Source organism: Kluyvera sp. Awk 3 (assembly GCF_028069715.1).
GTDB lineage: Bacteria > Pseudomonadota > Gammaproteobacteria > Enterobacterales > Enterobacteriaceae > Kluyvera > Kluyvera georgiana_A.
In genome coordinates, this window is record NZ_JANEWH010000139.1 from 1 (window position 1) to 11,374 (window position 11,374).

At 49.9% G+C, this 11,374-nt stretch carries 13 protein-coding genes and 1 pseudogene; 6 read left to right on the plus strand and 8 right to left on the minus strand.

Annotated features, from left to right (window positions below; all coding sequences use genetic code 11):
* The 6 genes from NNN71_RS20670 to NNN71_RS20695 form a co-directional block, all read left to right on the plus strand.
* Positions 1–1,204 (plus strand): MFS transporter (locus NNN71_RS20670; protein WP_271459239.1); only part of this gene is annotated, 1,204 nt, incomplete at its 5' end.
* A gap of 230 nt (positions 1,205–1,434) precedes the next feature.
* Entirely contained in the window at positions 1,435–2,337 is a 903-nt protein-coding gene (locus tag NNN71_RS20675; protein WP_267453907.1) for a LysR family transcriptional regulator, read from the plus strand.
* Positions 2,338–2,559: 222 nt separating this feature from the next.
* A complete protein-coding gene (locus tag NNN71_RS20680; RefSeq protein WP_267453908.1) occupies positions 2,560–3,747 on the plus strand; it encodes a CaiB/BaiF CoA transferase family protein in 1,188 nt (395 codons plus the stop codon).
* Between the two features lie 10 nt (positions 3,748–3,757).
* Positions 3,758–4,732: a hydroxymethylglutaryl-CoA lyase gene (locus NNN71_RS20685; protein ID WP_267453909.1), complete on the plus strand. Its 975-nt coding sequence runs from the start codon at positions 3,758–3,760 to the stop codon at positions 4,730–4,732.
* 69 nt (positions 4,733–4,801) lie between these two features.
* Positions 4,802–5,743 carry a D-2-hydroxyacid dehydrogenase gene (locus NNN71_RS20690; RefSeq protein WP_267453936.1) on the plus strand — a complete coding sequence of 314 codons (942 nt, stop codon included), beginning with the start codon at positions 4,802–4,804 and terminating at the stop codon, positions 5,741–5,743.
* Positions 5,744–5,820: 77 nt separating this feature from the next.
* Positions 5,821–7,188 carry a dicarboxylate/amino acid:cation symporter gene (locus NNN71_RS20695; RefSeq protein WP_267453937.1) on the plus strand — a complete coding sequence of 456 codons (1,368 nt, stop codon included), beginning with the start codon at positions 5,821–5,823 and terminating at the stop codon, positions 7,186–7,188.
* A 756-nt stretch (positions 7,189–7,944) separates the two neighbouring features.
* Here NNN71_RS20695 and NNN71_RS20700 read toward each other — a convergent pair.
* The 8 genes and pseudogenes from NNN71_RS20700 to NNN71_RS20735 form a co-directional block, all read right to left on the minus strand.
* Positions 7,945–8,277 (minus strand): hypothetical protein, encoded by a 333-nt coding sequence (locus NNN71_RS20700; RefSeq protein ID WP_267453939.1) that lies wholly within the window; start codon positions 8,275–8,277, stop codon positions 7,945–7,947.
* Positions 8,278–8,371: 94 nt separating this feature from the next.
* Positions 8,372–8,692, minus strand: a complete 321-nt coding sequence (locus tag NNN71_RS20705; RefSeq protein ID WP_267453940.1) for a hypothetical protein — start codon at positions 8,690–8,692, stop codon at positions 8,372–8,374.
* Between the two features lie 110 nt (positions 8,693–8,802).
* Positions 8,803–9,066, minus strand: coding sequence for a hypothetical protein (locus NNN71_RS20710; RefSeq protein WP_271459240.1), 264 nt, complete (start codon positions 9,064–9,066; stop codon positions 8,803–8,805).
* Positions 9,067–9,114: 48 nt separating this feature from the next.
* Positions 9,115–9,498 (minus strand): hypothetical protein, encoded by a 384-nt coding sequence (locus NNN71_RS20715; protein ID WP_267453942.1) that lies wholly within the window; start codon positions 9,496–9,498, stop codon positions 9,115–9,117.
* Positions 9,499–9,540: 42 nt separating this feature from the next.
* Positions 9,541–9,777, minus strand: coding sequence for a hypothetical protein (locus NNN71_RS20720; protein WP_267453943.1), 237 nt, complete (start codon positions 9,775–9,777; stop codon positions 9,541–9,543).
* Positions 9,778–10,017: 240 nt separating this feature from the next.
* Positions 10,018–10,464, minus strand: coding sequence for a hypothetical protein (locus NNN71_RS20725; RefSeq protein ID WP_267453944.1), 447 nt, complete (start codon positions 10,462–10,464; stop codon positions 10,018–10,020).
* A 242-nt stretch (positions 10,465–10,706) separates the two neighbouring features.
* The gene (locus NNN71_RS20730) at positions 10,707–11,165 is read right to left on the minus strand and encodes a cell envelope integrity TolA C-terminal domain-containing protein (protein ID WP_267453945.1); all 459 of its coding nucleotides are present in this window, start codon (positions 11,163–11,165) and stop codon (positions 10,707–10,709) included.
* Between the two features lie 16 nt (positions 11,166–11,181).
* Positions 11,182–11,374 (minus strand): annotated as a pseudogene (locus tag NNN71_RS20735) (hypothetical protein); the annotation flags it as partial.

The following is an 11,374-nucleotide window of genomic DNA, read 5'->3' on the forward strand; positions in this document are numbered from 1 at the left end:
CTTCTATTATTTCATTATGTCGGCCTACTTTCCCTTTTTCCCGGTCTGGCTGGCCGAAGTTAATCATTTAACCAAGACTGAGACAGGGATTGTTTTTTCATCCATCTCGCTGTTTGCCATTATTTTCCAACCTGTATTTGGTCTTATTTCTGATAAACTGGGATTACGTAAACATCTGCTGTGGACCATTACGATCCTGCTAATTTTGTTTGCGCCCTTCTTTATTTTTGTGCTGTCACCGTTATTACAGATGAATATTATTGCTGGGGCGCTGGCGGGAGGCATTTATCTCGGGATCGTCTTCTCCAGCGGTTCCGGTGCGGTTGAGGCCTATATTGAACGAGTCAGTCGCGCCAACCGTTTCGAATACGGCAAAGTGCGTGTTTCGGGCTGCATTGGCTGGGCATTATGTGCTTCCCTCACCGGCATTCTTTTCGGTATTGACCCCAATATTACCTTCTGGATCGCCTCCGGCTTTGCGTTGCTGCTCGGTGTGCTGTTATGGATGTCGCGACCGGAAGGGAGTAACAGCGAGCGGGTGATCGATGCCCTCGGAGCCAACCGCCAGGCTTTTTCGATGCGCACTGCCGCCGAGTTGCTTCGTATGCCGCGCTTCTGGGGCTTTATTGTTTACGTAGTCGGCGTTGCCAGTGTTTATGACGTTTTCGACCAGCAATTTGCTAACTTCTTTAAGGGTTTTTTCTCCAGCCCGCAAAGAGGGACGGAAGTCTTTGGTTTTGTCACCACAGGAGGAGAATTACTTAACGCCACCATTATGTTTTTCGCCCCCGCGATTGTGAACCGTATTGGTGCCAAAAATGCCCTACTCGCAGCGGGGATGATTATGTCCGCACGTATTTTAGGATCATCTTTCGCTTCATCGGCGCTGGAGGTGGTTATCTTAAAAATGCTGCATATGTTTGAGTTGCCATTCCTGTTGGTCGGCACCTTTAAATATATCGCCTCCGCTTTTAACCCAACATTTTCAGCAACTTTATTCCTGATTGGCTTTAACTTATCGAAGCAATTATCGGGTGTAGTACTGTCAGCATGGGTAGGACGAATGTATGACACGGTCGGTTTCCATCAAGCCTATTTTATTCTGGGCAGTATTACCCTGACCTTTACAGTCATTTCTCTCTTCACCCTAAAAGGCAGTAAAAATATACTCCCGGCGAGCGGGTTTAACAATGTAACAAGATAATAGTCCACCAAACATTCATGTTGCATTATGCTCCTTAGAAACCCTGTAACTTCAATTTTTTACAGGGTTTTTGCTGCATGTGCGCTCACAATCTCTGTATGATAAATGAGCTTTTAATGTAAGCATAGCCCTGCCAGAGCAGCCAGATGATGTGTAGACACGGGATGCCTGCTACCCTCTAACTCAACACGGTAAATTGTGGTTAGCCGCTAGGGATAAGTAAGGTTTAAATGATGGTGAATACAGGTAATTTTGATCTTCAATCACTGCGACTTTTTCTTTTAGCTGCTGAATCCGGTAGCCTGACGAAAGCCGCCAGTCAGTCCAACATCACTTTATCCGCCGCAAGTAAGCGCATTGCTGAACTGGAAAAAAACTTTGAATGTCGACTGTTTATTCGCCAGCCCCGAGGCCTGGAGCTCACCGCTGCGGGCCAAGGTGCCATTCGGCATACTCGCAAACTGCTGGATAATGTCAATCAGATGGCAAGTGAGATTAGCGATTATTCAGCAGGGATTTTAGGACATATCCGGGTGGCTGCGAACGTTTCTGCCGTCATCCAGTTTCTGCCACAAGACCTGGCAGGTTTCCAGCGTGAGAATCCCAGATTACGTATCCTTTTAGAGGAAGCTCTCAGCGAGAATATCGTCGAACAGGTTGATTCCGGTCGTGTTGATATTGGTATATTCGCAGATAATGTGGCGGCATCAGGTATCCGTACCTTTACCTACCGACAAGACCGTCTGGTTCTCCTGGTTCCGTCAGGCCACCCGCTGGCGAGCTTCCCCTCAATCAGTTTTACCGAAACGCTGGGCTACAATTATGTCGGCTTGAACCAAGGAAGTTCTCTGCTACGACGCATATCAGATGAGGCTATCAGTGCCGGTAAGATTCTCAAAGTCAATATGCAAGTCACCAGCTTTGATGCTTTGTGCCGCATGATCCAGGCCGAGCTAGGCATTGGTATTTTGCCTTCAGGTGCAATCAGTCATACGTTGCACGGGAAGAAATTGGTTGCCATTCCCCTGACGGATTCCTGGGCTCACAGAACGCTTAAAATTGGCATCAATGCTGTCAACCCTCTTCAGCCGGAAGCGAAAAAGCTGCTTAATTTTTTGCGTTGCGTCAAATAAATGGCATCACTATTTTGTGATTTTAATCACCATTTCAGAAAGCATCACTTACCTTCATTTAAATAAATATTTCAATTAATCAGTCAATAAAAAAAATTTTCCACCATTCCAGATCGCTGACCCTTTCCATTTAGTGAAGGGTTAGTGAATAAAAGGAAATTTTCATTTATTTCCCCTGCGTTAATGTTAACTGCATGTTGCAAATGTGGTTATGGGGGAAATATGTCACTACCTTTAGAAGGATTGCGCGTCATTGAAATGGGCCAGTTGATAGCTGGACCAATGGCAGGACGCATGCTGGCAGAGTTTGGTGCCGATGTAATTAAAATAGAGCCACCTAAAAAAGGTGACCCATTGCGCAAATGGCGCATGCTGCACAATGAAACGTCTGTCTGGTGGGCTGTCCAGTCACGTAATAAACGTTCAGTTACGCTCGATTTACGCCAGCCTGAAGGGCAGGAAGTCGCGTTATCTCTGTTAAAAGAAGCAGACATTCTGATTGAAAACTTTCGCCCTGGCACACTCGCTAAATGGGGCATGAGCTGGGAAAAACTGCACGCCCTCAACCCCAGACTCATCGTGCTCAGCGTCTCGGGATACGGGCAAACAGGCCCTTATCGTGATCGTCCTGGATTTGGAGTGATTGGCGAAGCGATGGGTGGGCTGCGTTTTTTATCTGGCGAGGCGGGTCGTACGCCAGTGCGGGTAGGGGTTTCGATTGGCGACTCACTGTCTGCTTTACATGGTGTCATAGGGATCCTGCTGGCCTTACGACATCGAGATCAGAGCGGTGACGGGCAACAGATTGATGTCGCACTCTACGAATCAGTGTTCAATATGATGGAGAGCCTGCTGCCGGAATATTCCGTCTTCGGAGCTATTCGTCAGCCTGCGGGTAGCTGCTTGCCCGGCATCGCCCCAACGAACGCCTATCGCTGTAAAGATGGAAAGTATGCCCTGATTGCCGGCAACGGTGACTCTATTTTCTTGAGATTAATGGAAATCATTAATCGTCCCGATCTCGCCGCCAACCCCACATTTGCACATAACGATGGTCGGGCAAGACACGCCAATCTGCTGGATGCCGCTATCTCGCAGTGGGCTGAGAAATTTACCCTGACGGAGGTTCTTGCTTCACTTCACGAAGGGGGGATACCTGCCGGAAAAATTTATGACGCCAGTGACATAGCCAGTGACCCACACTATCAGGCCCGGGATATGTTGCTCGTCGATACCCTTGATGACGGCACCCCCGTCACGCTGCCGGGTATAGTCCCCAAACTTATGTCAACCCCCGGAAACGTTCGAACGAGGGCTCCTCAGTTAGGGGCGAACACCGACGAAGTATTAGCTGAACTGGGATTTGACGATGCGACACGGCGCGACCTGCGCGCCCGCGGCATTATTTAAGGGGAGCCACATGACTAAATTAGCAAAAAATATTTACATTCAGGAAGTCGCGCCACGGGATGGTTTGCAAAATGAGGCGCAATTTGTCCACACGGAGGATAAAGTCGTATTCATTGATGCCCTAAGCCTGTGCGGCTACGCCAAAATTGAAGCGACATCATTCACTTCCCCCAGGGCGATCCCGGCATTAAAGGATGCCGAGGATGTGATGAAACGGATCAAGCGCCAGCCTGGTGTGGAATACACTGTACTGGTCCCTAACCTTCGCGGCGCAGAACGGGCATTACATTGCGGTATCGATGAAGCCAACCTGGTGATGTCCGCCAGTGAAAGTCACAACCTGACCAATTTACGTATGCGCCGTCAGGATTCAGTTCATCAACTGAGCGAGGTCATTCAGGTTTTTACCGGAAGCGCTGTGGCTATAAATGTTTCCCTCTCGACGGCATTTGGCTGCCCGATGGAAGGACCAGTTGAAAAAACCACCCTATTACGGCTAATTGAAACTTTCGCGCAAAAAGAGGTTCGTGGCATTACGTTGTGCGATACCACAGGCATGGCATACCCCTCTCAGGTCGAGGAGGTATGTCGCTTAGTACGCAGCTATTTCCCCCAGTTACAGTTCACATTACATTTTCATGATACCCGGGGTATGGCACTCGCTAATACACTGGCCGCGTTATCCACCGGAATCGATCGCTTTGATGCGTCACTGGGTGGCCTGGGCGGATGCCCCTATGCGCCGGGCGCCAGTGGCAACGTCAGCACCGAAGACATGGTTCATATGTTGCAACTTATGGGGTATCAAACAGGAGTCGATCTTGATGCCGTTATCAGCGTGGCAAAAACACTTCCGGCACTGATTGGCCACAATATTCGCTCAAGTGTGACGCGTGCCGGGAAAACGGATGATCTGCATCCCATCCCTCTTTCATTCGAACAAGGACTCGTGAACAAATGCCAAAAGATTCAGGAAGCCCCCTGAATTCCCTGCATGAACATAGTTGCTTGCTTGATTCCACATAATATTAATTAAATTATTGAGTATAAAAGCATGAAAATAGTGTTTTTAGATGGTGATACTTTGCCACAACCGTTGAAAAAACCTTCCTGGTGTGATGTATGGGATTACCGGGGTTCAACCAGCAAAAATGAGATCGCAGCGGCACTTAATAATGCTGAAATCGTCATTACCAACAAAGTCGAGTTGCGAGAAGACCTGCTACGCGATCTACCCGCGTTACGGTTTATTTGTGTGACCGCCACGGGGTTTGATTGCATTGATACCGGGTATTGCCGCGAGCGCGGGATTGCGGTGAGCAACGTGCCGGGCTATTCCGCCAATAGCGTGGCTGAAGGCGTAATAGGCTTTATCTTCGCGCTTCGCCGCCACCTTAAAGATTATCTGCATGCAGCTGGCCGTGAATGGTCAGATTCAACACATTTTTGCCTGCATCGTGCACCTATCAGAGATATCAGAGACGCGACATTAGGGATTATTGGCCGCGGAGATATTGGTAATCATGTGGCGAGGCTGGCTAAAAGCATTGGCATGAAAGTCATGTTCGCCGAGCGCAAAGGTGCATCTGAAATACGTGAAGGTTATGCTCGCTTTGAGGACGTTATTTCTCAAAGTGACGTCATTACTCTCCACTGCCCTTTGAATGAGAGCACCCGGGAAATGATTGATATGGTGACGCTCAGGCAAATGAAACCGGAAGCGTTACTGATTAACACCGCGCGTGGCGCGCTAATCAATGAAACAGATTTGGTAAGTGCGCTGCGAGAAGGGATCATCAGCGGCGCGGCGCTGGATGTACTGGGAACCGAGCCGCCGCCCGCGTCTCATCCTCTTCTGGACCCGAGGCTAAAAAACCTCATCGTCACGCCGCATATCGCCTGGGCGAGTCACAGTAGTGTAACTAATCTTATTAAAGTCCTGGAATATAACCTGGCGGGATATTATTCCGGACAGATAAAAAACAGAGTCGTTTGAATAATAAAATGCAGCAATAAAGCTGCGCATATACCCTGCATCTTACCTTAAATAGATTATTACCCGAGGAAACTTCCATGTTCACAAGCATCGCAACCTCGAATAAAATAAATAAACTGTCCTGGTATAAGCATTTGTATGTTCAGGTGATATTAGCCATCATTATTGGTATTGCCGTTGGGCACTATTTCCCGGAAACGGGCGAGGCGATGAAACCATTTGGCGATACTTTTATAAAAGTTATCAGGATGCTGATAGCCCCAATCATTTTCTGTACCGTAGTTACTGGTATTGCAAGTATGAAAAGCCTTAAAAGCATCGGCAAAATTGGTGCCAAATCGCTTATTTATTTTGAAGTTCTGACCACCCTTGCATTGATCATTGGTCTGGTAAGTGTAAACATTATGAAACCCGGCGTTGGGATGCATATTGATCCTACCTCACTGGATGCGAGCGCCGTAGCCAGTTATACCCAGGCTGCCCATGAACAAAGCGTCAGTGGTTTTTTAACACATATCATTCCCGATACCGTGTTCGGTGCTTTTACTGACGGGAATATTCTGCAAGTTCTGTTCATTTCGGTGCTGTTTGCATTCGGTTTGCAACTAATGGGCGAGGCGGGGAAAGCTTTGCTGACAACTATCGAGATGATTTCTCACGTCTTCTTCCGCATGCTAAAAATTGTTATGTATATCGCACCACTAGGCGCTTTTGGGGGTATGGCTTATACCATCGCTAAGTATGGCCTTACTTCCCTCACCGCTTATGGAAATCTGCTGATTTGCTACTACGTTACGGGTTTAATTTTTGTCTTCGTCATACTGAATCTTATCGCCAGAATGGCCGGATTCAGCCTGATGAGCTTCCTGCGTTACATCCGTGAAGAACTTGCACTGGTGCTCGGAACCTCGTCCTCGGAATCGGCACTGCCACGCATGATGACAAAGCTTGAAAAGCTCGGTTGCGAGAAGTCTGTTGTCGGTTTAGTGATCCCTTCTGGTTACTGCTTTAACCTGGATGGCAGTTGCATCAATATGACGGTACTGGCAATTTTTATCGCCCAGGCGCTGGATATTGATCTGACCTTTCAGCACCAGGTCATTCTGTTGCTCATTCTGCTGCTGACCTCTAAAGGTGCAGCCAGTGTCAGTGGAGGCGCTTTTATCACCCTCGCCGCTACGCTGGGTTCAACACATACCATCCCTGCCGCGGGTCTGGTGCTGGTTTTGGGTGTTTACCGCTTTATTTCAGAAGGTGGCGCGTTGATCAACGTGATTGGTAATGGTGTGGCAACACTGGTGATCTCTCGCTGGAATGGTTCCCTAAATATGGAACAATTGCAGGAAGAACTGAATCATGGCGTTAACAAAAAGTCGCTACCAGAAAATGCTGTGATGGAAAAAACATTGAGTAAAAAAGTACCTGATAAAAACGAGATTGCCTGAAAAAACAAGAGCAATATATATCGTGTTTAATCTGTCCCAGTGTTCAATAAAAATCCATGCCAATGCGTGGTTTTTTATTGTCTGCAGCTTCTCCGTAACGAAGATACAGGCGAATTTTATTCTGCCCCCTTATTCGGCCCGCCTGCCAGCCAGCAGGAAGATCCAGCGATTTAGACGGCGCACCGCCGAATGTGCCGATATGGTGCTGCCCCATAAAATGGGGCTGCGGCGTTGTCACCACCGTTATATAGCAACTCAATTCTGGTCAAGACGTTTTGATAAGCATCCTTCAGCGCTTTGGCGTACTCTGAATTTGGCTCCAGACCGCTAGTTAAGGCATATACCCACGCATCGATGCCGGACGGGGATATTTTTTTGATGTCTGTCCAGTCGTCGTAACTGGCGCCACGCCTACCGGATAAACCTGGTGTACACTCAGCCGCGGTAAAAAACGCATCATTACAGGTCGCTTATTACGGATTTTGATGGATTTTGTGCGTATCAAAAGCCCCAGTGAACAGCTGGAGCTTTTTCTTTTGGTGGATTAATATATTTTGCCTACTATGGCACTCCCGGTGGATTCCAGCCTAGGTGTCATACGTCAATGCGGCCTCTCCGGCAGCGCGGAAAAAACCCTCCGCAACCTGCTGGGTGGCTTTTTCCTGATAGATGTCAACGCCAGGTCAGCTCCCGGCGCGGTAGTTAGTTGCCCAAAAAATCCCCCCGGTGTATCTACGGCATGTAGACTTTTTATACTCAACCGAATATCGCGGCTCCTTGTAAAATCCTCTCCCACAACCCGTATAAGACGCAAGCCATGACAAGGGCTACGGCCCCAAAGGCAACCGCCATTAATCGCGCCAGCGCTCTGTATGTGGCGCTTCCTGATGGTATCTCAAGTCCGAATTCATGGAACCGCTCACCCAGTCGCCAGACGAACAGCCCGAATACTAGAAAGATAAACGCGATCACCCCACTTATCATTGGTAGACTCGACCTGATACCGAACATCAGGTCGTTACCGGCGATAACCAGACCGTTCAGTACCGCTGCCAGCGCCGCAGCGCGAGAAAAATACTTCGTTTTCATCATTTTCCCTACAGCGTGCGAATGTATAACGTGATCTGGACAATGTGTAGCGTCAACGTAGATTTTCTCCTTACCTCTTAATGGCGTTAGCCGATCAATTATGAAGGTCAAAATGGTCGTTGGTCATGAAGAATTTTTCCATATAAACGCCCAGTCTGCACAAGTTTGTCACAATGCTTTCAGGGTGTTGCTCCATCTCGTGAATAGCAACCTGTACACTTTTAATCTTCGCCCCCTGGTGTGCGAGCTGTCGGGCGCATGAGGCATAACCGCGTTCCAAACTATCTACTCGTGTACGTAGCTTAACGTTTTCTTCTTCGCTCGCTATGGCACGGCGTTCGGATTTCACGACCTCACGGATCAGTGCTGCGACCAGTACTATAAGTAATACGACGTACAGCCATTCCACATGCATTTAGCTGCGCTCCACACTCGTTTTTGCCAGCTCCGCGCGCAGGTGTCTAACCTGTGACCGGCTTACCGCCAGCGCAATCAGCAACAGTGCGATCACAATGACGACAGCGGTCATACGGACGACCTCACCAGGGCTTTACGCAGCCTGGCGACCTGAAATGCGGTCGAAGTGAAACCGCTCACCGGGTGGCACGCAGACCCCCCGTCTTTTGGGTACGTCTCGATCAGCTCCGACAGCATTTCTTCGGCTTCAGCCAGCTTACGTGAAGCTGCATCAAGCAGAATAAGACGGTTCTTGCGCTCCTGGTCAACGGGTACGTCTGCCAGGCTCTTATGTGCAATAGGTGATGGTGGTGGATTCTGTTTGTCGATCATGCTCATTGCTCCATGAGGTAGTGCCACCAATCCGGCGGCGCTGAATCATTAACGTGGACGGTATACAGCACGCAATAACGATGCGGCACTGGCCTCTTCGTCATCCAACAGGATTGGCGGCGGTGATGTTGTGAAAATAAGGTTGCCTTTCGCTGTAAAAGTGAGCGTGTCTGGCTTCATGGTGTTTCCTGGGTAGCTACGGCTCCATGTTTTTGCTTTAGCGTTTGGACGCCTCAGGTCTTCAGCCTGTCCGCACCCTACGCCGTTCTTGTCACACTGCTGCACCTGAATGGTGACGCTATCTATCTCTGTTACGCGCAAGGTATCAGCTCCGTGGTATGTCATGAGATCATACAGACGCATATCGCCATAATCGGCATGCGCCAGGCCTGCAGCCACTAGCGCCAGGGTTGCTATTGAGATTTTAATCATGGGGTGTCCTTCTTTGATAAAGCGTCATCAGTGGCAGAGTGGTTAGAACTGGTTACTTTCGCAATCGGACAGGAATATAGCCGCTGATTGTGCGGCGTGTTCTGCGTCGCTTGCGGCGATTTGCGCGTCGTCCAGGCTATCAGCCGTGGTGGCATCGTTGGCATTAATTGCGGCGCTCTGGACAGCTGCGCGAGCTGCATCGATGTCGCACGCTTTCGCGTTGCCGGTCGCCAGTATTGCCAGTGAGAAAATCAGCGCAGCGGTATTGGTCTTAATCATTGCGACTCTCTTGTCTGTTGAATTCGTCATAAGGCGCCCAGTGGCGCGTGTCGTAGTCGTGAGCTATTGCAAGCCATTTCCAAAATGTAAGGCCACGGCTCGCCAGAAACTCGCTCAGTCGTTGTTAGCGCATCAGCTGCAGTAAGACGTATTGCCTACCGGCGAGCAGATATGACGGCGAACAATGTTTTCAGTTTCATAGTTGTATTCCCAAAAATCACCGGAAACGCCGGGGCGTTGTTACATTCCAGTGCCCCGTCCGTGGGCGGAACGGATAAAACGAGCCGTAGCGTGCGATACCTCCGCCAGAACGGCACCAAGGCGATTTTCTGCGGCTTTGTCACCCTTAAGGCCATCAAATGCTTCTCGCAGTTTCTCGGGGTCATCCAGCGTGATAGAGACGACTTCCAGAGCGGTGCCGAATCCACGCCCGGCTTCTGCGTTGTTTACGCCAGGGCTAACCATCGCCAGGACTTCAGCAGCAGAACGGGCGGCATAGGACAGATCGCACGTTGCTAACACATCCCTGCCGGGGTCGCATTTGATGTCGTGCAGTTCGGCTGATGCAGCTGCCAGCTGCGATCGGTAGGCTTCAACCGCCGCTACCATGTCGTGTGCATGCGCTGCGCTGGCGGTCAGCATTACGGCGATAACAGCAGCGATGGCGTTTTGCATTTTGGTGTTCAATGGGCAGTGCCTCTGTATTTTCTGTGTCCGATATGTCGGTTGTATGCTTCGTGAGTGATCAGCTCCCAAGCGGTTTCGCAGTAGTGCTGCTGGTTTTTTACACACTAGCCGGTGGCGAATTCCGACGTTCAGCGCTATAAAACCGGAGTGCAGTTTCCTGGCGTGAACCTCTCCAGCGATATACGCCACTAGGAGTGTGGTAGCGCGTTGTTACACATCGCTGGATATCCCTTTACCGGTCTTCATGGCGCTTGCATCACGACAGGCGGCAGCTCTTTGAAGTTGAGCGGCATCAGATCGCCTGCGTCGGTTAACGCGCCAGCTGGTGGCTGTGGATACGTTGTTTTCTGGGTGACGGCCTTCAGCGCGGCACAATAATCCTTACTGCCTGCCGGGTACTCAGTGTGTACGTCCTTCAGCAGGCCTTCGCTGGTCAGCTTTATACGCAGTACGCAGGATTGACCAGCAAACTGGTGCGGGTTCGGCAGCAGACGGTAAATCTGGCGACCGACTACAGCGCCATATTCGCGGCTCAATGCGACCGGGCTTGGCTTCGTGTAAAGTGGTGCGGTGCGGTCGGTTGATTCCACCTTTGCACATTCCATCGCCTGCGGGTTGCAGTCGCCAATCGGGTTCTTAATCGTGCATCCAGACATCGCCGTAGCCGCCAGGGAGATCAGGACAATGATTTTTAATTTCATCGTGCTTCTCCGCTTCTCAGTAATGGAAACCGCCACCAGTACGACCGCCGCCGATGTGATCGCCGCTGGTGCCGACCCCTCCAGCACTATGGCTGTTCTGGGCATTCTCTGAACCGTTACCACGTCCGCCGTGGTCGCTGCTGCCGTGGTCGTGGTTGTTGTTGCCACCACGGGTGGTGTCGCGGAAATAAGACGGGGCGGGGGCAGAT

Bases quoted from the DNA above. Each gene is read 5' to 3' on its own strand.
- NNN71_RS20675 (WP_267453907.1), top strand. From the start codon at position 1,435: ATGATGGTGAATACAGGTAATTTTGATCTTCAATCACTGCGACTTTTT.
- NNN71_RS20680 (WP_267453908.1), top strand. From the start codon at position 2,560: ATGTCACTACCTTTAGAAGGATTGCGCGTCATTGAAATGGGCCAGTTG.
- NNN71_RS20685 (WP_267453909.1), top strand. From the start codon at position 3,758: ATGACTAAATTAGCAAAAAATATTTACATTCAGGAAGTCGCGCCACGG.
- NNN71_RS20690 (WP_267453936.1), top strand. From the start codon at position 4,802: ATGAAAATAGTGTTTTTAGATGGTGATACTTTGCCACAACCGTTGAAA.
- NNN71_RS20695 (WP_267453937.1), top strand. From the start codon at position 5,821: ATGTTCACAAGCATCGCAACCTCGAATAAAATAAATAAACTGTCCTGG.
- NNN71_RS20700 (WP_267453939.1), bottom strand. From the start codon at position 8,277: ATGAAAACGAAGTATTTTTCTCGCGCTGCGGCGCTGGCAGCGGTACTG.
- NNN71_RS20705 (WP_267453940.1), bottom strand. From the start codon at position 8,692: ATGCATGTGGAATGGCTGTACGTCGTATTACTTATAGTACTGGTCGCA.
- NNN71_RS20710 (WP_271459240.1), bottom strand. From the start codon at position 9,066: ATGATCGACAAACAGAATCCACCACCATCACCTATTGCACATAAGAGC.
- NNN71_RS20715 (WP_267453942.1), bottom strand. From the start codon at position 9,498: ATGATTAAAATCTCAATAGCAACCCTGGCGCTAGTGGCTGCAGGCCTG.
- NNN71_RS20720 (WP_267453943.1), bottom strand. From the start codon at position 9,777: ATGATTAAGACCAATACCGCTGCGCTGATTTTCTCACTGGCAATACTG.
- NNN71_RS20730 (WP_267453945.1), bottom strand. From the start codon at position 11,165: ATGAAATTAAAAATCATTGTCCTGATCTCCCTGGCGGCTACGGCGATG.